This window comes from Luteimonas sp. FCS-9 (assembly GCF_001014645.1).
Taxonomy (GTDB): domain Bacteria; phylum Pseudomonadota; class Gammaproteobacteria; order Xanthomonadales; family Xanthomonadaceae; genus Luteimonas.
The window spans coordinates 134,786-157,979 of record NZ_LASZ01000009.1; the positions used below are offsets into that span (position 1 = coordinate 134,786).

General features: G+C 71.7%; 19 protein-coding genes and 1 riboswitch. Of the genes, 6 read left to right on the forward strand and 13 right to left on the reverse strand.

All coding sequences use genetic code 11. The features are described from left to right. Positions 1-228 precede the first annotated feature (228 nt). Entirely contained in the window at positions 229-1,119 is an 891-nt protein-coding gene (locus tag WQ56_RS10005; protein ID WP_047136953.1) for an AraC family transcriptional regulator, read from the reverse strand. A 139-nt stretch (positions 1,120-1,258) separates the two neighbouring features. On the opposite strand from WQ56_RS10005, the gene WQ56_RS10010 reads away from it, so the two are divergent. Further along, the gene (locus tag WQ56_RS10010) at positions 1,259-2,014 is read left to right on the forward strand and encodes an SDR family oxidoreductase (RefSeq protein ID WP_047136954.1); all 756 of its coding nucleotides are present in this window, start codon (positions 1,259-1,261) and stop codon (positions 2,012-2,014) included. 273 nt (positions 2,015-2,287) lie between these two features. On the opposite strand, the gene WQ56_RS10015 is transcribed toward WQ56_RS10010, so the two are convergent. Further along, positions 2,288-2,875, reverse strand: a complete 588-nt coding sequence (locus WQ56_RS10015) for a TetR/AcrR family transcriptional regulator (RefSeq protein WP_047136955.1) — start codon at positions 2,873-2,875, stop codon at positions 2,288-2,290. Between the two features lie 47 nt (positions 2,876-2,922). Here WQ56_RS10015 and WQ56_RS10020 point away from each other — a divergent pair, with 47 nt between their 5' ends. Next, positions 2,923-3,819, forward strand: coding sequence for an alpha/beta fold hydrolase (locus WQ56_RS10020; RefSeq protein ID WP_082132325.1), 897 nt, complete (start codon positions 2,923-2,925; stop codon positions 3,817-3,819). Positions 3,820-3,877: 58 nt separating this feature from the next. Here WQ56_RS10020 and WQ56_RS10025 read toward each other — a convergent pair whose 3' ends face one another. From WQ56_RS10025 to WQ56_RS10040, 4 genes are read right to left on the reverse strand one after another with little or no spacing between them, the layout of a single operon-like run. Further along, positions 3,878-4,126, reverse strand: a complete 249-nt coding sequence (locus WQ56_RS10025) for a hypothetical protein (protein ID WP_156170495.1) — start codon at positions 4,124-4,126, stop codon at positions 3,878-3,880. 53 nt (positions 4,127-4,179) lie between these two features. Next, complete coding sequence (locus tag WQ56_RS10030) at positions 4,180-5,547, reverse strand: ATP-binding protein (RefSeq protein ID WP_047136958.1); 1,368 nt, start codon at positions 5,545-5,547, stop codon at positions 4,180-4,182. Beyond that, positions 5,534-6,220 (reverse strand): response regulator transcription factor, encoded by a 687-nt coding sequence (locus WQ56_RS10035; RefSeq protein WP_047136959.1) that lies wholly within the window; start codon positions 6,218-6,220, stop codon positions 5,534-5,536. The genes WQ56_RS10030 and WQ56_RS10035 overlap by 14 nt, the downstream gene beginning before the upstream one ends. Before the next feature lie 34 nt (positions 6,221-6,254). Continuing rightward, positions 6,255-7,055, reverse strand: coding sequence for a MipA/OmpV family protein (locus WQ56_RS10040; protein ID WP_047136960.1), 801 nt, complete (start codon positions 7,053-7,055; stop codon positions 6,255-6,257). A gap of 180 nt (positions 7,056-7,235) precedes the next feature. Between WQ56_RS10040 and WQ56_RS10045 the strand changes: the two genes are divergently transcribed. Continuing rightward, on the forward strand, positions 7,236-8,615 hold the full coding sequence (locus tag WQ56_RS10045) for a serine hydrolase domain-containing protein (protein ID WP_231583393.1): 1,380 nt from the start codon (positions 7,236-7,238) through the stop codon (positions 8,613-8,615). Positions 8,616-8,747: 132 nt separating this feature from the next. Here the strand turns inward: WQ56_RS10045 and crcB are convergent, their stop codons facing one another. Beyond that, complete coding sequence (gene crcB, locus WQ56_RS10050; RefSeq protein WP_047136961.1) at positions 8,748-9,122, reverse strand: fluoride efflux transporter CrcB; 375 nt, start codon at positions 9,120-9,122, stop codon at positions 8,748-8,750. 80 nt (positions 9,123-9,202) lie between these two features. After that, positions 9,203-9,275, reverse strand: a riboswitch (Fluoride riboswitch). A 203-nt stretch (positions 9,276-9,478) separates the two neighbouring features. On the opposite strand from crcB, the gene WQ56_RS10055 reads away from it, so the two are divergent. Then, entirely contained in the window at positions 9,479-10,321 is an 843-nt protein-coding gene (locus WQ56_RS10055; RefSeq protein WP_047136962.1) for an AraC family transcriptional regulator, read from the forward strand. Positions 10,322-10,409: 88 nt separating this feature from the next. Beyond that, on the forward strand, positions 10,410-11,048 hold the full coding sequence (locus WQ56_RS10060) for a LysE family translocator (RefSeq protein ID WP_047136963.1): 639 nt from the start codon (positions 10,410-10,412) through the stop codon (positions 11,046-11,048). Between the two features lie 427 nt (positions 11,049-11,475). On the opposite strand, the gene WQ56_RS10065 is transcribed toward WQ56_RS10060, so the two are convergent. The 6 genes from WQ56_RS10065 to WQ56_RS10090 all read right to left on the reverse strand — a co-directional run bounded on the left by WQ56_RS10065 (position 11,476) and on the right by WQ56_RS10090 (position 21,942). Then, the gene (locus WQ56_RS10065; protein WP_082132326.1) at positions 11,476-12,993 is read right to left on the reverse strand and encodes an amidase; all 1,518 of its coding nucleotides are present in this window, start codon (positions 12,991-12,993) and stop codon (positions 11,476-11,478) included. 116 nt (positions 12,994-13,109) lie between these two features. Then, a complete protein-coding gene (locus tag WQ56_RS10070) occupies positions 13,110-14,573 on the reverse strand; it encodes a mannitol dehydrogenase family protein (protein WP_047136964.1) in 1,464 nt (487 codons plus the stop codon). After that, positions 14,570-16,261 (reverse strand): glycoside hydrolase family 43 protein, encoded by a 1,692-nt coding sequence (locus tag WQ56_RS10075; protein ID WP_156170499.1) that lies wholly within the window; start codon positions 16,259-16,261, stop codon positions 14,570-14,572. The genes WQ56_RS10070 and WQ56_RS10075 overlap by 4 nt, the downstream gene beginning before the upstream one ends. Positions 16,262-16,440: 179 nt before the next feature. Next, positions 16,441-17,694 carry a D-mannonate dehydratase ManD gene (gene manD / locus WQ56_RS10080; RefSeq protein WP_047136965.1) on the reverse strand — a complete coding sequence of 418 codons (1,254 nt, stop codon included), beginning with the start codon at positions 17,692-17,694 and terminating at the stop codon, positions 16,441-16,443. Between the two features lie 67 nt (positions 17,695-17,761). Further along, a complete protein-coding gene (locus tag WQ56_RS10085; RefSeq protein WP_052772954.1) occupies positions 17,762-19,729 on the reverse strand; it encodes a sialate O-acetylesterase in 1,968 nt (655 codons plus the stop codon). 56 nt (positions 19,730-19,785) lie between these two features. Continuing rightward, the gene (locus WQ56_RS10090; protein WP_047136997.1) at positions 19,786-21,942 is read right to left on the reverse strand and encodes an alpha-glucuronidase family glycosyl hydrolase; all 2,157 of its coding nucleotides are present in this window, start codon (positions 21,940-21,942) and stop codon (positions 19,786-19,788) included. Positions 21,943-22,123: 181 nt separating this feature from the next. Here WQ56_RS10090 and WQ56_RS10095 point away from each other — a divergent pair, with 181 nt between their 5' ends. Next, a complete protein-coding gene (locus tag WQ56_RS10095; RefSeq protein ID WP_047136966.1) occupies positions 22,124-23,185 on the forward strand; it encodes a LacI family DNA-binding transcriptional regulator in 1,062 nt (353 codons plus the stop codon). Positions 23,186-23,194: the final 9 nt, after the last annotated feature.

Below are 23,194 nucleotides of genomic sequence, written 5' to 3' on the forward strand. Positions count from 1 at the left end.
CGCCCTCGGTCACGACCAAACGCCGTCGCGCGCAAGCGCGCGCCTACGGGATCCGATGCCGTGTCGGCCCACCGCCTGTGGCCCGCGCGATCCCAGGGGCTCCTCGCAATATCGACACGAACGGCTCTCCGCCCCGTAGGAGCGCGCTTGCGCGCGATGGGCTTTCCATCGCGCCCCAACGCAGACTGCATCGCGCGCAAGCGCGCGCCTACGGGACCGGATGCCGCGTCAGCCCGCCTGCGCCCGCTGCCGCGCCGCGTCGGTCTCGCGCGTCGGCGGTTGGCCGAACATCCGCGCGTACTCGCGGGTGAACTGCGGCACGCTCGCATAGCCCACGCCGTGCGCGGCGACGCTGGCCGCCACGCCGTCGGCCAGCATCCGCCGGCGCGCCTCGATCAGCCGCAGCCGTTTCTGGAACTGCAGCGGCGTGAGCGAGGTCGCCGCGCGGAAATGCGCATGGAACGCCGACACGCTCATGTCCGATAAGGCCGCCAGCCGTTCCACCGGCAGCGGCCGGTCGTACCCGGCGCGCAGCGCCGCGACCGCGCGCGCCACCCGCTGCGCGCTGCCGTTCGGCCACGCCAGTCGCCGGATCGCCGGGCCGTGCCGCCCGGCCAGCAGCCAGTAGTGCATCTCGCGCACGCGTTGGGCCTGCAGCACCGGCAGCGCCGACGGCCGCACGAGCAGCAGCCGCATCAGCTGCAGCGCGGCCTCGGCGAGTTCGGCATCGGTCGGCTCCACGCCGATCGGCGGCGCGCCCGCGTCCGGCGCGACGTCCATGTCCGCGACCAGGTCGGCCACGACCGCCGGGTCGATCTCCAGCACCAGCGAGCAGTACGGCGCCGCCGCGCTCGCCTGCACGATCCGGCTCTCGGTCGGCAGGTCGGCTGCGATCACCAAGGTGTCGCCGGCCGCGAACGCGAACGTGCGCGCGCCCATCGTCACCTCCTTGGCGCCCTGCAGCACCAGGCAGGCCAGCGGGCGCTGGATGTCGTGGCCCAGCCCGCTCGGTGCCAGCGCGTGCACCGTCGACAGGCCGGCGATCGGCGTGGCGGCGATGCCACCGCCGGGCGCGTGGGCGTCCGCATGGCCGCGGACCAGATCGAGCAACGTGGACATGGCGCCAGACTACGCGCCGCGCGCGCCCATCGGCCATCGCGCTGGAGGATCGGGCAAGCATCGCCCAGCTTCCGGCAACCGCGGCCACCGACGCGGCGCGATCATGGTCGCCCCCGCAAGACGCCCCACAGGACGCCCCATGACCCGCATCACCCTGATCACCGGCGCCAGCCGCGGCCTCGGCCGCAACACCGCCCTCGCCATCGCCCGCGCCGGCGGCGACGTCGCACTGACCTACCGCAACGGAGAGGACGAGGCCCAGGCCGTCGTCGCCGAGATCGAAGCGCTCGGCCGCAAGGCCCGCACGTTCCGGCTCGACGTCGGCGACGCCGCCAGCTTCCCGGCCTTCGCCGACGCCCTGCGCACCGCGCTGCAAGAGACCTGGCAACGCGACAGCTTCGACCACCTGGTCAACAATGCCGGCCACGGCGACACCGCGCCGTTCGGCGAGACCACGCAAGCGCAATTCGACCGCCTCGTCGACGTGCACTTCAAGGGCGCGTTCTTCCTGACCCAGGCCCTGCTGCCGCTGATCGCCGACGGCGGCCGCATCGTCAACCTGTCCAGCGGCCTGACCCGCTTCGCCTATCCGGGCTATGCCGCCTACGCAGCGGCCAAGGGCGCGGTCGAGGTGCTGAGCCGGTACCTGGCCAAGGAACTCGGCCCGCGCGGCATCGCCGTCAACACTGTCGCGCCCGGCGCGATCGAGACCGACTTCGGCGGCGGCGTCGTACGCGACAACCCGCAGGTCAACGAGCAGCTCGCCGGCATCACCGCGCTCGGCCGCGTCGGCCTGCCCGACGATATCGGCCCGATGATCGCCAGCCTGCTCGGCGACGCCAGCCGCTGGGTCACCGGCCAGCGCATCGAGGTCTCGGGCGGCCAGGCGCTCTGAGCGCGCGCATCAACCCGTAGGCGCGCGCGGCCCCGAGGCGGGCAAGGGTCGCGCGCGAGCGCGCTCCTACACGTGCCACGCAGCCGCTCCAACTGCGCGGCACCGTAACCACGGCGCGCCCGGCGCTTCGAACGCACGTATCGCCCGTAGGAGCGCGCTCGCGCGCGATGGCATTGGCGCCTGTCCCGCGACGAACAGTGACGGCTGCCGCTCGCTGGCGGTCGCGCGTAGGGACACGGGCGTCAGCCCCGAAGGCACCGTGCGAGCGCGCGCCTACAGGGCCGCCACCGCCTCCGCGACCAGCCGTTCCAGCTGCGCGGCCACCCGGTCGAACGGCCCGATCTCGCGGCGCGCGCGGGCCAGCACCACCGCGCCCTCGACGGCGGCGACGATCAGCGTCGCCAGTTCGGCGGCGCGCGTCACGGCCACGCCCGCGTCCGCCAGCGCATCGGACAGACGCCGCTCCCATTGCGCGAACACGTCCGCCGCCTCGGCCGCCGCGCCGTCGCTGTCGGCGTCCACCGGCTCTTCGACCGCCGCCGCCAGCACCGGGCAGCCGCCGTGGAAGCCCGAGCGCTCCAGCCGCTCGCGCCACATCGCCAGGAACCCGCGCAGGCCCGCCGCCGGCCCCGTGCGCAGGTGCTCGGCGATCGCCGCGTCGATGCGATCGCCGGCATGGCGCACCGCTTCCACGACGACCTGCTGCTTGCCGCCCGGGAAATGGTGGTAGGTCGAGCCGAGCGGCGCGTCGGCGCGCCGCGCCATCTCGCGGATGCTGGTTGAATTGAGGCCGTGGCGCGCCATCATCTCGGCGGCGGCGGCCACGACGCGCGCGCGGGCGTCGGTACGGCGGGGGCTCATGCCGGCAGTCTTGCAGCGGCGCCGCGGAGCGTCTAGCCTCCGCAGTTATGACAGTCGTCATAGAACCCGCATCGACCGATGCCGAGCCCACGCCCGTCACGCTCACCGCGGTGGATGGCCTGCCGCTCGGCGCGCTGTACTTCGCCGCCGAGGGCGCGCCGCGCGGACGCATCGTCGTCGCCGGCGCGACCGCCGTGCCGCAGGGCTTCTACCGCCGCTTCGCCCGGTTCGCTGCCGCGCGCGGCTACGACGTGCTGACGTTCGACTACCGCGGCATCGGCCTGTCCGCACCGCGCACCCTGCGCGGCTTCCACGCCGAGATGCTCGACTGGGGCCGGCTCGACCTGCCCGCTGCGATCGACCACATGGCCGCGCCCGGCTTGCCGCTGCACGTCGTCGGCCACTCCTACGGCGGGCACGCGCCCGGCCTGCTGCCCAACCACGACAAGGTCGCCGGCTTCTACGTCTTCGGCACCGGCGCCGGCTGGCATGGCCACATGCCGCCCGGCGAGCGGCTGAAGGTGCTGGCGATGTGGCACGTCGGGTTCCCGGTGCTCACCTGGTGGAAGGGCTACTGCCCGTGGAAGCTGCTCGGCCTGGGCGAGGACCTGCCGGTCGGTGTGTACCGGCAATGGCGGCGCTGGTGCGGCTTCCCGCACTACTTTTTCGACGACCCGGCGATGCGCGGCATCGAGCGCGGCTACGCCGCCGTCCGCGCGCCGATGGCCTTCGTCAACGCGCTCGACGACCGCTGGGCGCCGCCGCGCTCGCGCGAGGCGTTCGTGTTCGCCTACCGCAACGCGCCGACCATGCGGCACGACGTGGACCCACGCGTGCTCGGCGCGCCGATCGGCCACATGGGCTACTTCCGGCCGACGGCCGAGCCGCTGTGGCGCGACGCGCTGAGCTGGTTCGACGGGCTGCCGCCGCCCACGGCCGCCTGAACGGCGCCGGGACCGGCCGTCCCGTCGCGGAAAGAGGCATCGCCGGGCGAGCCGATCCTCATGGCGATGCCGACCGCGCGCGGCGGCCGCGCGGCGCCTCCCGGTCGTGTGCCGACGCGCACGTCGTCGCGACCCGGGCCGGTGGTCCGACCGCACACGCGTCGATTCCCTCCGACGCCAACACGCCCAGCAGGAAGTGGACCACCTCGCCGCCGCGCCCGCAGGCCACCAGTTCCTCCGCGGTGAGGCCATCGAGTCCCGCGATCGCATCGTGCGCGTACCACTGCGCCACGTCGGCCGGCGTCACCGCCAGCCGGCATGCGATCCGATGGATCGTTGCGTGCATCGCCGGTCGGGCCCTCATGCCGCCGGCCCGCCGGTCGCCGCGCCGGCGATCGCCACGACGAACCGCGCCCCCGGCCCCGCATGCGACGCATCGAGCGCGATGTGCCAGCCGTGCGCCAGGCAGATCTCGCGGCAGATCGCCAGCCCCAGCCCCGCACCGTCGCCGCGCGGGCCATCGCCATGGCCGAAGCGCTGGAACAGCCGCGCGCGCTGCGCCGGTGCGACCCCCGCACCATCGTCCTCCACTGCGAAGCCCTGCCGCGACACGTGCAGCCGCACCGACCCGCCGCGCGGCGTGTGGTGGATCGCGTTTTCCAGCAGGTTCTTGAGCAGCACGAACACCGCACCGCCGTCGGCCTCGACCTCGCGTTCGGTGCCCGACGTGCGTACCTCGATCGCCACGCCGCGCGTGTCCGCCAGTCGCGCCAGGTAGTCCGCCGCGTCGAACGCCGCCGCGTGCATCGGCACCGCGTCGAACGTGTAGTTGTGGCCCTCGCTGACCTCGGCCAGGTGCAGCAGTTGGTGGACCTGGCGCGCCATCAGCGCGGTGTCGCGCAGCAGGACCTCGCGGTTCGCCGCGCCCCCCAGCTCGATCTCGCCGCGCAGCAGCGCCAGCGGCGTCTTGAGCTCGTGCGCGGCCGTCGCCAGGAACGCCTGCTGCACGCGGTAGCCCTGCTCCAGCCGCCCCAGTGCGTTGTTGAGCGCTTCGATCAGCGGCACCAGCTCGGTCGGCAGGTCGTCCATCCGCAGCCGCGCCGACAGGTTGCGCGGTCCGATCCGCGCTGCCAGTTCCGAGGCCACACGTACCGGACGCAACGACTGGCGCACGATCAGGAACACCACCAGGAGGAACACCAGCAGCATCAGCAGTGCGGTGCGCACGCCCGCACGCAGCGACAGACGGCCGGCGTACTCGTCCAGCGACAGCACCAGCCGGTCGCTGCGCGCCACCGCGATCGCGTAGCGGTGCCCGTCGCGCTCGACGTCGCGCCGCAGCGCCTGCAGCACGATCGGCGTGCCGCCGTTGTCCACTTCGAACAGGCTGGCGCCGCCCGGCGCGTTGCGCAGGCCGCGCAGCGCCGGGCCGTCGTCGCTCTGCGCCACCAGCCGCCCGTCGGCATCGACCACACGGTACGCGGCGTCCTTGGGCATCGCGTCGTAGAGGCTCAGGTGCAGCGGCTTGAGCCACAACGTGGCCCGCCCGTCCGCATCGGTGTGCAGGCCGTCCGCCAGATCGCGCACCGCCTCCTCCAGCTCGCTGCGCCAGATCGTCTCGATCGAGGGCTGCCACTGCCCGCGCACGACCAGCGCCGCGACCACGGCTGCCAGCACACCCACCAGCGCCGCGAGCATCAGCCGGCCCGCCAGGCTACGCGGTCGCATCGAGCGCCCGCACCGCGAAGCCGTGCCCGCGGATGTTCACCAGCCCCACGTTGGCGTCGAACGCGGCCAACTTGCGCCGCAGCCGGTGCAGCGCCACGTCCACCGCGTTCGGCGTGACCGCCGTGCCCACGCCCCAGCCCGCCGATTCGAGCGTCGCCCGGCGCACCGTGCGCCCCTGCGCCTGCAGCAGGCAGATCAGGATCTGCAGCTCGGCCGGCGCCAGGCTGATCGTGTCCTCGCCGCAGACCATGCAGCCCGCGTCCGGCACCACGCGCACGCCCAGGTACTCGACCTCCAGCGTGCGCACCGTCGCCGGCCGTCGCATCAGCGCCCGCACCCGCGCGACCAGCTCGGCCATCTCGAACGGCTTGACCAGGTAGTCGTCCGCACCCGCCTCGAGCCCATCGACACGGTCGCGCAGCGCATCGCGCGCGGTCAGCAGCAGGCACGGCGTGCGATGACCGGCCGCCCGAAGCCGGCGCACCAGCTCGATACCGTCGCCGTCCGGCAACCCGCGGTCGACGATCATCGCCGCGTAGGGCGCTGCGCGCACCGCGTGCCACGCTGCTTCCACGCCCGGGAACGCGTCCACCGCGATGCCCGCAGCCGCCATCCCGCGCTGGACCAGCGAGACGAGCCGGTCGTGGTCCTCGATCAGGGCGATACGGTGCACGGCGGGGTCCGGTCGGAAAGGAAGACGCGCCCGCTCAGAACGAGCGGCTGATGCCCAGCATCAACCGCACGGTACCGTCGGTGTCGGGTTCGATGAAGGGGCTGTCGGCGATCTCGTCCGGCAGGAACTGGTATTCCAGCGCGCCGAACAGCCGCCAGTGGCGCGTCAGCGGGTGCACCACGTCCAGGTTGAGCTGCGGCACGACCGATGCGCCCGGCGCGTACGCCCGCGCCCCGCGCGCGACTTCCGTGTCCAGCGTGCCGTAGTAGTAGTTGACCAGGTCGTCGGACATCCAGCGCACGCCGAAGCCGGGCACCAGCGTCGTGCTGCCCAGTTGCAGCGGATAGCCGTAGTCGGCGCTGAGCTCGTAGCCGTCGCTGGTGCCGGTGACGTCGGCCAGCGCCCGCACCCGCAGGCCGCCGGCACGGCCCTTCCACTCGGCCGCGAGGCCTGCGTCGACGGCGTCGTCGCGGTCCTCCAGCCGCGATGCGTCCAGCCCGTTCGCCGCCAGTTCCGCCCGCCCCAGGTCGTCGATGTCGAAACCGTCGAAGCGGCCCGACACCAGCGCATCGAGCGTGAAGCCGCGCGACGTCCACAGATGCGCGCCGCCGGTCAGCCCGCGCCAGAAGAACCGCTCGCCCTGGAATGCCACCAGCGGGAACGGCCGCACCCGCGTGCCCTCGCCCGCGTACGGGCTGTCGCGCACCGACGCGCCGATCCCCAGCGTCCAGCGGTCGGACCGCGTGTCGACTTCCGCACCGACCCGGTCGGTCGTCTGTTGGGCGAGCGCCAGCGAGGGCGTGGCGAGCAGCAGCAAAAGGCAGGCAGGGCGCATGGCGGGGTTCGCATCGTGGGGGGGACGCGCATCTTGCGGCGCGGGTTCTTACGACGGACTTACGGATAGCGGGATCGATCCGCGCCGCTGGCGCGCAGGGAATGGCAAGCTGCGCAGCGTCCGGCTGCGCGCCGGGCGCCGCCCGCCCGCCGGCCGCAACCGGCCTCGCAAGGACACGAGATGCGCATTCGCCACTGGCTTGTCCCCCTGCTCGCGCTCGCGCTGCTCCTGCCCTGCGCCGCCTCGGCCGACGATGCGCTCGCCCCGGCGTTGCGCGCGCAACTGGAAACCAACCGGCAGCGCTACGGCATCGCGGGACAGGCCGTGCTGGTGGCGCGCAACGGCCAGGTGCTCTTTCGCGGCGTGGACGGCGAGGCCGACACCGACACCCACGCGCCGGTGACCGAGGCCACCGTGTTCGCTGGCTACTCGCTGGCCAAGCTGTTCGCCAGCACGCTGGTCATGCAGCTGGTCGAGCGCCAGACTCTGGACCTGGACGCCCCCATCGGCGCACAGCTGCGCGGCCTGCCAGCGCGCTGGCAGCGCATTCCCCTCCGCGACATCCTCGACCACACCTCCGGTCTGCCCGAGTACTTCGACAATCGCCAGGGTGCGGGCGCCGCACCTGACATCGCGTTTCCCGCCGACGCACGGGCCGTCTTCGCCTCGCTTGCAGAGACGCCGTTGCAGTTCGCCCCTGGCACCGAGACCCGCTACACCCAGACCAACTACCTCGTGTTGGCCGCGCTGCTTGCCGCGCACGCCGGCAAGCCGTACCCCCAGCTCGTCGACGAACGCATCCTGCGCCCGCTCGCGCTACGCCACACCTGGCTGGGACGGGCCGCATTGCCCCAGCATGGCGTCGCGACCGGCTACATCGGCCGGGACGGCCGGCTCGAGGCGGAACCCGACCTGGCCTGGCCCGACTACGCCCTCGGCCACGCCGCGCTGTACACCACGCTCGACGATTTCGCCTGCTTCCTGCAGGCCGTGACCTCGGGGGAACTGGTCGGCAAGGCGACCCTGCAACGGCTCTGGCAACCGCGCACGCTGCCCACCGGCCAGCGCGGCTGGTTCGCGGCCGGCTGGGAGTACGGCGAGAGCGGCGCCTACCGCCAGGTCGGCCACGACGGCGGGACGCGGGTCCGGGCGCGCGTGCTGTTCGACGGCACGCTGGACGCCCGACGTCTACACCATCATCTACCTGACCAACGGCAGCGCTCGCAACGTCTGGTCGCGGACGCTGGTGGACAGCGTCCTCGCCATCACCGCGCCAGACCGATTCCCGAGGGAAGCCCTGTCGGACACGCTGATGGGCTACGCGCTGCAGGCACCGGCCGACGGCGACGCAACCGCGCAGGCGCGATCCATCCGAGCAGGCAGTCAGCTCGACGACACCGAGTTCGAGCGCACCGTCAACGCCACCGGCTACGCCATCCGCGACAACCTCGGCATCGAACCCGCAATCCGCGTCTTCGCGCTGAACACCGAACTCTTCCCGGTCTCGGCCAATGCCTGGGACAGCCTCGCCGAAGCGCATGCGGCCAACGGCGACGATGAGAAGGCCAAAGCGTTGTACGAAAAGGCGCGACTGTTGGCGGGCGAGGCGGTGCGACGCGAAGACTAGCGAGCCATGGCGCAGCATCGGATCAGGTTCGGAACCCCGCGAATCCAGGCAGCGCCGGTCACCTGCTACAGCATCGCCCGCACCAATCCCATGCCCGCGAACAGCCCACCGATCGACAGCACCACCGACGCCACCACGTACGCCGCCGCCAACCCCGGCTCCCCGCGCTCGTAGAGCAGCGCCGCCTCCAGCGAGAACGCCGAGAACGTGGTGAAGCCGCCCAGCACCCCGGTGGTCAGGAACAGCCGCAGCGACGGCGACAGCCCACTGCGCAGCGCGAACCAGGACACCACCATGCCCATCACCAGCGAGCCGACCACGTTGATGCACAGCGTGCCGTACGGGAACGTCGTGCCGGCGCGCAGGGCCAGCATGTTCACCCCGTGGCGGAGCGCTGCGCCGAGGCCACCGCCGAGGAACACCAGCAGGACATGTGTCATCTCATCCTCCAGCAACAGTGAGAGGCGGCGGACGCACGCCGGTGCGAGGACAGCCCCACCCCAGCGGACGCACGCGCCCGTTGGCAGCAGGCGCCATCAGCCGGACCGTGCACCGGCCGGCGGTTATCGGGAAGCCCCATTCCCGTCGGCGGCAGTGTAGCCGCCCGAATGCAGGGCGGCGCATCGGGAGAGCGGACCCGACGCATTGGCCGACCGTGCCCAGAACTCGAGCGCCTTGGGTCGGAGGCGAAACGCCGAGGAGGGGTTCGATGTGAAACACGACAGCGCGACCGGCCATGTTCTCCTGGCCGAGAACGCCATGCGAAAATCTCCGGTTCACCGTGCCGAGCGCTTGCATGTCTGCGAAACCCTCCCACTGGATGTCGCGCAGCGATCCGACCCAGGCGTTCTGGCGCGATCCTGCTCTGCCCTTCGTCGAGAGCCGCCGCGCCTGCCAGAGCCGGGCCTGCTACAAGCCGCATCACCACCCGACTTTTTCCATCGGCGCGGTCGATGGCGGCCGCAGCGTTTTCACCGGCGCCGAAGCCGGCCCGGTCATGCTATCCCCCGGAGCGCTGGTGTTCGTGCCGGCCGAGCGTGTGCACGCCTGTAACCCGGCGCCCGACAGTGCTTGGAGTTACCAGATGCTGCATCTGGATGCCGACTGGCTCCGCGCCGTTCGCCGGGAGTACGCGGACACGGCCTCGAGGGCGTCCGAGCCGGTACGTATCGTCAGCGACAAAGCAACCTATGCGCGCTTCTCCCAGCTCAACGCGTTGCTGTTCTCGCAGGTGGAACCCGGCGACAAGGAAGCATCGCTGATCGAGTTCATCGGCGACTTCGATACCGGTCAAGGCCTGCGCATCGACGCCCCAAGCATCCCAACGCACTTGACCGAACATATCCGCCCGGCGCTGGACTGCCTGCGCGCGACCCCCTCGGCCAGCATCGCGCTGGGGGAGTTGGCGCGACTGGCGGGCATGAGCCGCTACCAGACGATTCGCGCCTTCCGCGCCGCGACCGGAATGACGCCGCATGCCTGGCAACTGAACCAGCGCGTCAACCTTGCCAGAAATCGGCTTCGCGACGGGGACGACATTGCTGCAGTGGCCCAGCACCTGGGCTTTGCCGACCAGGCGCATTTTCATCGGGTGTTCAAGGCCTTTACGGGGGTAACGCCCGGCTGTTTCCGCAAATAGGGGTCTGAAACACCTCGGCCGCAATTTCGTTCAATACAGAGATCACCGCCATCGGCACACTGCGGGAAACCTCGCAAATGTCGCCCGAATGCAGCAGTTTCTGATAATCGCCGCAGCGCATTTCCTGGCGCTGCTCTCGCCCGGCCCCGATTTTTTCCTGATCGCCCGAACCTCCTTGTCTGCCGGCTGGCGGGTGGCCAGCGGGACATGCCTGGGCATTGCATTGGCCAACGGTGTTTTCATTGCCGCCGCCTTCGCCGGCATGGCCGCACTGCGCCCGGGCAGTCTCCCGTTTGTCATCCTGCAACTGGCCTGCTGCGCCTACCTGGTCTATCTCGGCGTGCTGTTCCTCCGCTACGCGGGGCGCAGCGACCTGGATGTCTCGAATGGGGGGCGTTCCACGGCACTCGGGAATCCTTTCATCGCGTGGCGACGCGCAACCGGCAGGGGCTTCCTGGCAGGCATCCTGAACCCGAAGAACGCGCTGTTCTACACGAGCCTGGCCGCAATGCTGACCGGCGCGCACGCCAGCGCCGGCTGGAAGACGATCTATGGCGTTTGGATGTTCAGCATTGTGCTGCTGTGGGACGTGCTGGTCGCACTCCTCATCGGCAACCGGGCCGTACTGCGCCGCTTCGCACGGGCGCTGCCTTGGCTGGAGCGCATTTCCGGCGCCGTCCTGATCTTGCTTGCGCTGGGTGTCGTCGCTGTTCTCTGGCTGCGTTAACGCACCCGCGCTGGCGTTGCCTGCCCTGCAAGGAGACACGCGGGCTCAAGGGGAAAAGACGTCGTGGCAGTGATGGAACGGTTACGACATCATCCCGCCCGCCGAGTTCGCCGCACGTTTCACCCCTCGACCCAAGGCCGAATTTTCCAGTTCTGCCCGGGCCCGATGCGGGGAGGAGGTCATTATTTGCCGGCGCGGGCGCGGTGTCGCTCATCCAGCCCGCCTGGGCACTCGCGTTGCTTGTCTAGTGGTCCTGATTACCGCTGTGGTGCTGATCCGGATCCTGCTGGGCGCGGAGCGTTCTGATGTCTGCGTCGCGAGGTCCGCGAGACGCCGGGCAGTGCGTATAGCGTGTGAGTTGGCCAAAAGGCGCGTGGCGCGCCGTCAGCCGCATCCATGTCAACCAAACTCAGACTTGCGGCCGGGATCACCCCCCGAAACCTGCCGGCGCCCGAAAACCACCGAGCTCGTGCGCGATCAACCGGGCGACTTCGATCGTTGTCCGATCGCCGTACTCCGGGCCGATGATCTGCAGGCCGATCGGAAGCCCATCGCGCGACAATCCACTGGGAAACGCAGTGCTCGGCAAGTAGGCGACGGTCGCCAGGCCGACCCAGAAGTAGTGCTCGTAGTGCGACGTCATGGCCGTGTCGACGGCGAGCACTCGCTCGAGCTTGGGCCGATGGTCGTGCGCGTAGGCTGTCGTTGCGGAGATCGGGCAGATCAGCACATCCCAGTCGTCGAAGAAGGCGCGCCATCGCAGTCGATCGCGGGTCCGCGCTTCGTCGTGGTCGGACCAGCTTCGATGGTCCAGGACGCGGGCGCGCGTGAGGACCGCCGACGGCGAGTCGTCGCTCGCATCGAGCGCTGCGGCCGCCCGCTGGGCCTCGGCGTAATACGCATCGGGCAGGTTGACGAGCCCCGTCGATCCCAACAGGCTCAAGTAGGTGGTGTGCGCGTCCCTTGGCGAGATTCCGGGGCGCGCCCGATCGGAGACGACTGCGCCCGCGCGAGCGAGCGCCGCGCCCACCTCCTCCACACGATCCGATATCTCGGCGGACATGGGAAGGGCATCTTCTTTCGGCCAGATCGCGACGCGCAGGCCGCGCAGGGTGCGCGCCTTCGGCGGTGGAAGCGCAAGCCTCCAGCCCGGCGAACGGAACCGGTCGGGGCCTGCCGCGACATCCAGGGCGAGCGCCAGGTCTTCCGCGCTTCGCGCCATGGGCCCGACGACGTTCAGATCCGGTGCGGAGACGACACCGGGAGAATTGTGACCATGCGTCGGCACGATGCCAAAGGTCGGTTTGTGCCCATACACCCCGCTGAAGTGGGACGGATTCCGGATCGACCCGCCGATATCCGAGCCGAACTCCAGGCCGGTCAGGCCCGCCGCGAGCGCGGCGGCCGCTCCACCGGAGGATCCGCCCGGCGACCGTTCCGTATCCCAGGGGTTGCGGGTCGTGCCGTAGATAGCGTTGTAGCTCTGCCAGTCCCCGAGCCGCAGCGGAATGTTCGTCTTCCCCATGACATGCGCGCCGGCTGCCTTCAGGCGCTCGACGACCGTCGCGTCGCTCGAAGCGCGGTGGCCCCGTTGCTCCGGCACGCCCCATGTCGTGGGCAACCCGGACACGTCGAAGGTTTCCTTCACCGTCATTGGGACGCCGTGCAGCGGTCCCAGCCAGCACCCCCGGGCAAGCGACGCGTCGGCCAGCCTCGCCGCTTCCAGCGCCCGCTCGAAGTCCCGCACCACCACGGCATTCAACGCGTTGTCGAACCGCTCGATGCGCTCGATGTAGAGCTGGGTGAGCTCGAGCGAGCTGATTCGCTTTTGCCGAATCAGCTGCGCCAACGCGGTTGCCGGCGAAAACGCCAGCGCTTCCGGCGAGGACTTCGGGGATAGGCTCACGTCCGAGCCCGGCTTACGCTGGCTGGCTGCATGTCCCATCGTCCATCGTTCTGCTGCGGAAGTCTGGGCTTTTCCAACAGAAGACACCACTCCTGTCCGGGAGCGGTCTACGCATCCTGGCGGCCGTGCGCGGCCAAACCCATCCACGCGGGGGACTAACTCGCGATCGCGGACTCGGATTGCCGGCAGAGCGCCGCGTAGCCGCGCGCGATGGCATCGACAATGGCCGCCTCTCCCGCCGCCTCGCCGAACACCTCTCGCAAGACGAGGAACCGCGCGACATCTTCTGCCTCGCCGGTCGCCTCGCGCCCGATCTTCGCCAAGCTGTCGGCCATCGGGTCCACCAGCGCCACGCCGTCGCGCGCCTGCCGCCGCACGAAGTGCATCCACGCGGCGATCGGCAGGCACAGGCGGTCGATGGGACGACCGGCGGCGAGCGCGTCGCGGATCGTGCCGAGCAGGCGCACGGGCAGTTTCTGGCTGCCGTCCCAGGCGATCTGCGCGAGCCGGTGGGCGATGGCGGGGTTGCGGAAGCGGTCGAGGATGGCGCCGATGTAGGCGTCGAGATCGAGGCCGACCGGCACGTCGAGCGTCGGCGCGATGTCCTCGCGCATCAGGCGCTCGACGAACGCGGCGAGGCCAGGGTGGCGCATGGCGTCGGCGACGGTCTCCAGGCCCAGCAGCAGGCCGAGGTAGGCCAGCGCGCTGTGCGGGCCGTTGAGCAGGCGGAGCTTGGCGCGGTCGAAGCCGGCGATGTCGTCGCTCAGGGTCACGCCGACGCGTTCGAGCGGCGGACGGCCGTTGCAGAAGCGGTCCTCGACGACCCACTGGGTATAGGGCTCGCGCTGGACGGGCCAGGCGTCATCCTCGCCCAGGGCGTCGGCGACACGGTTGCGCAGCGCGTCGTCGGTGGCGGGGGTGATGCTGTCGACCATCGAACGCGGGAACGCGACTTCGGCCGCGATCCAGTCGGCGAGCGCGGGGTCGAGGCGCTGCGCGAAGTCGAGCACGGCGCGGCGCAGGCGCACGCCGTTGTCGGCGAGGTTGTCGCAGCTGAGCACGGTGTAAGGCGCGTGGCCGGCGGCGCGACGGCGCGCGAGGCCGGCCACGATGTGGCCGATCGCGCTGACCGGCGCGTCGGGCGTGGCGAGGTCGTGGACGATGTCCGGATGCGCGAAGTCGAGCCGGTCGCCGACGAGGCAGTAGCCCTTCTCGGTGACGGTCAGCGTGACCAGGCGGACGGCGGGATCGGCGAGGCGGGCGAGCACGGCGGCGGCCTCGTCGCGGGCGCACAGCACCCCGCGCAGCGCGCCGACGATGCGCAGCTGCGGCATCTGGCCGAGGATCGCGAGCGTGTACAGGCCGCCCTGCGGGCGCAGCGCGTCGCGCACGTCCGGGTTGCGCAGCGAGACGGCGCAGACGGCCCAGTCGGGATCGAGCGCGAGCGCGTCGTCGAAGTAGACGGCCTGGTGCGCACGGTGGAACGCGCCGGCGCCGAGATGGACGATGCCGATGCGGATCGCGGCACGCTCGTAGGCGGGGCGCGCGACGGCGGACGGCAGCGTGGCGAGGGTGGCGTCGGACAGGCGCGGGCGCGAAACAGGAGTGGGACCGGTCATTCGGCAGGCTCGGGATCGAGACGGGCGTGCGGGCCGAGTGTGGCGCCGACGAAGCCGCCGGCGCTTTCGGTGCTGAGCAGGTGGCCGTCGACGTCGCGGGCGAGCCAGCGCCAGTCGTCGCCGTCCTTGTAGGCGAAGGCGTAGTGCGCACCGTCGGCGACGACCTTCAGCGTCAGCGGCGCATCGGCGGCGATCGCGGCGGTGGCGACGATGTCGCGCGCGTCGCCGTCGTGGCGCTCGAGGAACAGCTGGGCGCCCTGCCCCGCGCGCCGCGCGCCGAGGAACAGCCAGTGCCGTTCGCCCTGGAACAGCGCGAGGCCAGCCGAGACGCCGACCTCCGTCGGCACGGCGAGTGCGGTGCTGGCCTCGAAGGCGAGATGCTGCTGGCGACGGGCGAGGAAGGCGGGGCTGTGCAGGCTGTCGAGGCCATCGCGCAGCGGGCGTACGGCGAGCTGGCCGGGCTGCGCGGCGAGATCGGCCCACGGCGTCTTCGGCACGCGCACGAAGGTCCACAGCGGGTCGAGCGCGGGGCCGTCGAAGTCGTCGCGCCAGGTGAAGTTGCCGGCCAGCGGCGCCTGCGCGGCGGCGGCCGGCATCGCGGCCGGCGCGGGCGCGGCGTACGGGATCGCCTGGCCGCGGTCGAGGATCGTCGGCCAGCCATCGCGCCATTCGACCGGCAGCAGGAAGGTCTCGCGGCCGGTGTTGTAGTGATTGCCCACGTACGGGCGGCTGGCGAGAAACACCGCCCACCACCGGCCATCGGGCGCCTCGACGAGATCGGCGTGGCCGGCATTGGTGATCGGCGCGGGCCGGTCGGCCGGCAGGTCGCGCTGGGTCAGGATCGGGTTGTGCGCGTAGGCCTCGTACGGGCCCTGGATGTCGCGACTGCGCAGCACGACCTGCGAGTGCTGCGGCCCGGTGCCGCCCTCGGCGCTGGTCAGCAGGTACCAGCCGTCGCGCTTGTAGAGGTGCGGACCCTCGATCCAGATCGGATTCGTCGCCGGATCGGCGCCGCCGTCGACGAGCACGCGGCGTGGGCCGACGGTGCGCAGCGCGGCCGGGTCGAAGCGCTGCAGCCAGATCGCGCGGTGGCCGTCGTAGCGCGGGGTGCCCTCGGGCGCGCCGTTGTTGAGCAGCCAGGCGCTGCCGTCGTCGTCGAAGAACAGCGAGGGATCGATGCCGTCGACCTCGGGCAGCCAGTGCGGATTCGACCACGAGCCGGCGGGATCGGTGGCGGTGACGACGAAGTTGCCGCCGGCATCGACCGCGGTGGTGACGAGATAGAAGGTGCCGTCATGGTGTTCGATGGCCGGCGCGAAGATGCCGCGCGAGATGCGCAGGCCATCGACGTCGAGCTGTTCGGGGCGGTCGATGACGTGGCCGAGCTGCGTCCAGTGCACGAGGTCGCGGCTCTCGAAGATCGGGATGCCGGGGAAGTAGCCGAAGCTGGAGTTGACGAGGTAGTAGCGGTCCTCGACGCGGACGATGCTCGGATCGGGATAGAAGCCGGCAAGGATCGGGTTGCGGTAGTGGCCCTCGGGCAGCGGCTGTTCGAACGCGGCATCGCGGCCGGTGTATTCGAACCAGTCGAAGAGCACGGGCGCCGGCTCGGCGAACGCAGAACCCGACAACAGCACCCCCAGTAGGAGCGCGCTCGCGCGCGATTCGCATGTCTGGCCAATCCCCATGGCGCGCATGCGCGCTCCTACGAGGGCCTGGGGACACTGCGCGATCAGTCGTCGCACGGGCGCTTGCGCGACGAGCGTCGGCGCCAAGCACGCCTGTAGGAGCGCGCTCGCGCGCGATCGCCATGCCGGGCCAAACGCGCGCGAGCGCGCCCCTACGTGTGACCGGAGAGGAAGCGCCATCACCAGTCCCACATCCCGCCGTCTTCCAGGCGCGCGACGGGCAGTTGCTTGGGGGCGTACGGGTACTTCGCGGCCAGCGCTTCGTCGATATCGACGCCGTGGCCGGGCGTGTCGCCGACGTGCAGGCGGCCGTCGCGGAAGGCGTAGTCGTGCGGGAACACCGCGCGCGTCTCGTCGCCATGGAACATGTATTCCTGGATGCCGAAGTTCGGCACCCAGGTGTCGAAGTGCAGCGCGGCGCCCATCGTGACCGGCGACAGGTCGGTGGCGCCGTGGAAGCCGGTGCGCACCTGGTGCAGGGCGGCGAAATCGGCGAGGCGGCGGATGTGGGTGATGCCGCCGCCGTGGGCGATCGTGGTGCGGATGTAATCGATCAGCTGCCGCTCGATCAGGTGCTTGCAGTCCCAGATCGAGTTGAACACCTCGCCGACCGCGAGCGGGGTCACCGAGTGCTGGCGGATCAGTTCGAAGGACTGCTGGTTCTCCGCGGGCGTCGCGTCCTCGAGCCAGAACAGCCGGGACGGCTCGACATCGCGCGCCAGCCGCGCGGCCTCGATCGGCGAGAGGCGGTGGTGCACGTCGTGCAGCAGCTCGACATCGTTGCCGTGGTCTGCACGCAACTGCTCGAACAGCTTCGGGGCGGTCTCGAGATAGCGCGGCGTGTTCCAGACGGTCTCGGCCGGCAGTGCGCTCTCGGCCGGTTCGTAGGGCTTGCCGGCGGTGGAGATGCCGTAGGCCTTCTTGACGCCCGGCACGCCGCACTGCGCGCGCACGGCGAGGAAGCCCTGCTCGATGTACCTGCCGACCTCGTCGCTCGCCTCGGCGATGTCGCGGCCGTTGGCGTGCGCGTAGACCAGCGCGCCCTCGCGCGAGCGGCCCCCGAGCAGCTGGTACAGCGGCATGCCGGCCATCTTGCCGAGGATGTCCCACAGCGCGACGTCGACGGCGGCGATCGCGGTCATCGTCACCGGGCCGCGCCGCCAGTACGCGCCGCGGTAGAGGAACTGCCACAGGTCCTCGATGCGGCCGGCGTCGCGGCCGATCAGGTTCGGCACGACGTGCTCCTGCAGGTACGCGGCGACGGCGAGCTCGCGACCGTTGAGCGTGGCGTCGCCCAGGCCGTGGATGCCCGATCGGGTGACGATCTTGAGCGTGACGAAGTTGCGGCCTGGACAGGTGACGATGACCCGGGCCTCGACGATCTCGCGGTCGTTGCGGCTGCTGTGGCGGCTGGGTTCGGCGTGGGTGGACATGCGGGCGGCTCTGGATGCGGTGTGGACGTGGCGATGGCATCTCCCTTCCCCTGTTGGCAGGGAAGGGTCAGCGGATTTCGATTTCGAACGGTCCCGCCGGCAGGCCGGCGCGGTCGAACAGGTTGACCAGCGGGTTGTCGGCCCAGGCGTGGCGTACGCGGACCGGGGCGGGCACGTCGGGTGCCTGCAGGCGCACACGGTGGCCATCGAGCGTGGCCTGTGCCCAGCGACAGCTGCCGGGCTCGGCACCGCACAGCTCGAAGGCGACCGGCCCCGGCGCGCCGTAGGCGACCAGGCCGCCCTCGACATCGTCGAACGTCACCACGACCGCCCCACCCTCGCGCCGGGCACTGCGCGGCACCGGGCCGCTCGGCGCCAGCGCTTCGCCGTAGACGACGTGTCGCGCGGCGCGCGCGAGCCGGAGGCCGAGCGCCTGCTTGTTAGGCGGGTGGATGTCGTCGCGCTCGCCGATGTCGATGGTCACCGCGAGCCCGCCGTGCGGCTCGGCGGCGACACGGCGCTGCACCTCGCGCAACGCGGGCCAGCCGCTGTCGCCGGGCACGTCCGCCTGGGCACCGTAGTTGGCCAGTTGCACGACGAGGAACGGCAGTTGCGGATCGCCGAAGCGCGTGCGCCAGTCGTCGCGCAGACCGCGCAGCAGGCCGGCGTAGGCGTCGGGCTCGGCGGTGTTGGATTCGCCCTGGTACCAGAGCACGCCGCGCAACGCGGTACCGGCCAGCGGCGCGATCATGCCGTTGTACAAGGTCGACAGCCCGGCCGCGGACTGCCACGGCGCGCGCGGCGGCGTGCCGGTCTCCGGCGGGACGACGCGGTAGCGCCAGCCGCCGTCGAGCGGCACGGCGCTGCCGTCGGCCAGTTGCAGCCGGTGCGCCGAGGCGGGGCCGGCCAGCCCGCCCTCGCGGTAGGTGTCGAGCACGTTGACGACGACGGTGTTGTCGCCGGCGCGCAGCAGGCCGCGCGGCAGCGGGTACGCGCGCGGCGTGCCGGCGCCGTAGGTGCTGCCGACCGCGGTGCCGTTGACCCAGGTGACGTCCATCTCGTCGGCGGGCCCGAGCACGAGCGTGGCGTCCTGCGCGGCCTGCTCGGCGGTCAACGTCGCGGTGCTGCGGTACCAGAGCATGCCGTCGAACGCGGCCAGGTCCGGCACGCCCCAGCGCTCCCAGGCGCCGAGGTCCCGCGGGGCCTCGTGCCAGTCGCCGTGCGCGGTGCCGTCCCACGGCCGGTCGCCGGCGGCCACGCCGGGCGCCTGCGCCCACCAGGCGCCCCAGCGCTCGCCCCAGCGGGCAGCGGCGCGCACCGGGTCGGCGGCGTAGAGCGCGAGCACGTCGAGGTCCTCGCCCGCATGGCCGCCCGCGCGCAGCGCGTCGCCGCTGGTCCAAGCCTGGATGCGCGACCCGCCCCACGAGGCGTTGATCAGCCCCATCGGCACGTCGACGGTCTTGCGCAGTTCGCGGGCGAAGTAGAAGCAGGCGGCGGAGAAGTCGCGTGCGGTCTCGGGCGTGGCGCGCTGCCACGCCGCGGGCTGTGGGAAACGCGCCAGTGGCACCGGGCTGCCGGCCTGCGGCACGGTCAGCAGGCGGATCTCAGGATCGTCCGCGTTGGCGATCTCGGCCCGGGCGTCGAGCGAGCGCCAGAGCTGCAGCTCCATGTTCGACTGGCCCGAGCACAGCCAGACGTCGCCGACGAGCAGGTCGCGGACGGTCCGGGTCGTGGTACCGGCGCGCACGGTCAACGTGTGCGGCCCGCCGGCCGATAGCGGCGGCAGCGCCGCCTGCCAGCGGCCGGATGCGTCGGCGCGGACCTGCGCCCGATGGCCGGCCAGTTCCACGTGGACGGTCGCGCCGGCGGGCGCGTCGCCATGCAGGCGCAGCGGGCGGTCGCGCTGGAGGACGGCGTGGTCCTGGAACAGCGGGTGCAGCAGCGGCGCTGCGGGGTCTTGGGCGTGGGCGAGCGGTGCGAGTGCGAGCAGGCAGGCGAGCAGCGGCGCGTGAATCGGTAACGCCCGTGCCCCCACCCGGCGCGCGGGGCGCGCCGACCTCCCCCGCGGGCGGGGGAGGTGCGCCAGCGGCATCATCGCGTATCCCCCGGCGCATGCGGGAACTCGAGCGCCTGGTAGTACGCCAGCAGGTGCGCGGGCGGGGCGATGCCGGCGGGCAATGGTCGGCCGGAGATCGACTGGAAGTACGCGATGCTGGCGTCGCGCCACCACTGCGCTTCCTGCTCCTGGATCGCGAGGAACGCGGCGACCTGCGCGTGCCGCTCGGCATCGACGCGCCCGTCCAGTCCGGCCCAGGTGTCGCGCATGCCGCGCACGGTGGCGACGCCGCGGTCGTAGCGGTGCACCAGTTCGTCCCACAGCGGGCGGCCCGACGCCATCGGGCGGTCCCAGGGCACGTGGTGGAACCACAGCAGCAGTTCTTCGGGCACGCGGTCGGGATCGTCGAAGACGTCGGCCACCGGCGGCGCGTACTGCGAGACCGCATCGCTGCCGCGGCGGCTGCGGTCGAAGCCGATGCCGCCCGGCGTGGCACGGTGGTAGTAGATCGAGGTCCAGTCCGCGCGCGGGCCACCGTCGACCCAGGGGCCGGGGCCGTAGTGGTGGCCGCGGCCCATCAGGTGATGCAGGCCGAGCGCGCCGGTGTAGTCGACCACCGCTTCGCGCGAGGCCATCATCATGCCGACGACCGGCTCGACCACCGCCGGGTCGTTGCCGAACGTCATGCGCGTCCATTCCCCGGCGATGTCGCGCGACGACCGCTCCGGGTTCCAGGCCAGCCGCCCGTAGGCGTACCAGTTGGCCTGGTCGAAGTGCGAGCCGCTCCAGTTGCGGTCGCTGCCGATGTTGGCGACACCGGCGATGCCGGTGAGCCGCTGCCCGTGCAGCGAACCGTCGAGCACGCGGGCGACCGTCGAGCCTGGGCCCTGCACCTGCGTGTCGGCGCGCAGCACTTCCTCGTACAGCGGGCCGAGGTAGGCCAGGTGCGTCGAGAAGCCGAGGTATTCCTTGGTGATCTGGAACTCCATCATCAGCGGAGTCTTCGGCATCGCGCCGAACAGCGGATGGAACGGCTCGCGCGGCTGGAAATCGATCGCCCCGTTCTTGACCTGCACGATCACGTTGTCGCGGAACGCGCCGTCGTGCGGCACGAACTCGGTGTAGGCCTGCTTGTGGCGGTCGTCGGGTTCCTCGTGGGAATAGACGAAGGCCCGCCACATCACGATGCCGCCGTGCGGGGCCAGCGCGTCGGCCAGCAGGTTCGCGCCGTCCGCATGCGAGCGGCCGTAGTCCTGCGGGCCGGGCTGGCCCTCGGAATTGGCCTTGACCAGGAAGCCGCCGAAGTCCGGGATCGCCGCGTAGACCTCGTCGGCCTTGGCACGCCACCAGCGCCGCACGGCCGGGTCGAGCGGATCGGCGGTGTCGAGCCCACCGATCTCGATCGGCGCGCTGAAGCGTGCGGACAGGTAGACGCGGATGCCCCAGGGCCGGAAGACGTCGGCCAATGCGGCGACCTTCTCCAGGTACATCGGCGTCAGCACGTCGGCATTGGCGTTGACGTTGTTGAGCACCGTGCCGTTGATGCCGAGCGAGGCGTTGGCGCGGGCGTAGTCGGTGTAGCGCGGGTCGCGCCAACCGGGCAGCCGGTGCCAGTCCCAGATCGACTGGCCGGCGTAGCCGCGCTCGACGTGCCGGTCCAGGTCGTCCCAATGGTTGAGCACGCGGTGCCGGAGCTTCGGCGCCTCGCGCAGGTCGAGCTCGGCAACCGGCTGCCCGGTCTGCAGCAGGCGCAGGTATGCGAACGCGCCGTAGAGCACGCCGACATCGGTGTTGGCGGCGACCACGGTCGCCGGACGGCCGTCCACGCGCAGCGTGCGGATCAGGTAGCCCTCCTGGCCGAGGTCGTCGAGGTCCAGGCGCAGCCGCGCGATCGCGGACAGCGAGCGCGGCGTGCCGACGACCAGTGCACCGTCGCGATCGGCATCGCGGGCGGTGGCGGGCGCCTGCCCCTGCAGCCCCTGCAGACCGCGCAGCAGTTCGTCGCGGGTCGCGCGCTGGGTCGGCGTGTCCTGCGCGATCGCCAACTGCGTGACGCGGGTCGCGCCGGCCTGGCCGGCCTCGGCCGGCGCGTAGCGCAGCCACAGGTCGTAGCCGTCCTCGGCCTGCGCAAGCGGCGAGCCGCACAGCGCGAGCAGGCCGAAGACAGTGGCGACGGCGCGGAGCCGGCGCATGACGGCCCGGCCCTGGACGCCAGGGCGTGACGCGTCGGCCCGGCGCGCGCGGTCGCGGCGCAGCATGGTTAGCGGTAACATTCCTGGCATCAGATCACCTGCCTGCAGACGGTTTTCATCCCTGTTCCCCTAGCCTTCCGGACGGGACCCGCAGACCGCCGGCCGGGCGAAGGAACGAACGTTGGACAAGCCGAAGAAGTCGGTCCGCCGCAAGACCCGCGGCGTCACCATCGACGAGGTCGCCGCCCTGGCGGGCGTGTCGCCGATGACGATCTCGCGGGTCATTAACGGCCAGGGCAAGGTGCGCGACACCACGCGCGAACGCGTCATGCGCGCGGTGCGCGAACTCAACTACACGCCCAACCTGGCGGCCAGTTCGCTGGCCGCCGCGCAGCACACGCGCATCGCGCTGATCTACACCAACCCCAGCGGCGCGTACCTGCGCGAACTGCTGGTCGGGCTGCTGCGCGTGGCCTCGCGCACGGCGATCCAGCTGGTCGTCGACTACTGGGACGACCTCGACGCCGAGGCCGAGCGCAAGGCCGCGCGTGCGCTGGGCAAGCGGGTGGACGCGGTGATCCTGCCGCCGCCGCTGTGCGAATCGCGCGCGGCGGTGACCGAGTTCGTGCGCGCGGGCATCCCGGTCGTCGCGATCGCGTCGGGGCGCTTCAGCGACGACATCTCCTGCGTGCGCATCGACGACTTCCGCGCCGGCAAGGAACTGGCCGAGCACATGATCGAGCGTGGGCACACCCGCATCGGCTTCATCAAGGGCCGCGCCGACCTCAGCGCGAGCGCCCGGCGGTTCCAGGGCTTCCAGGCCGCGCTCGAAGAGGCCGGCATCGCGCTCGATCCGGCGCTGGTGCAACTGGGCGACTACACCTACCGCTCGGGACTGAAGGCGGCCGAGAAGCTGCTCGGCCAGCGCAGGCCGCCAAGCGCGATCTTCGCCAGCAACGACGACATGGCCGCCGCCGCGATCTCGGTCGCGCACCGTCGCGGGCTCGACGTGCCGCGCGACCTGTCGGTCGTCGGCTTCGACGACACCTCGGCCGCGACCACGGTCTGGCCCGAGCTGACGACGATCCACCAGCCGATCGCCTCGATGGCGGACGCGGCGATCGACGTGCTGCTGCGCGGCATCCGCCGCAACGACGCCAGCACCCGCGTGCTCACCGACCGCGTGGTGCCGCACCGCCTGATCGCGCGCGATTCGGTCGCCGCGCCGCCGAAGAAGAAGTAGCGCGCCCTG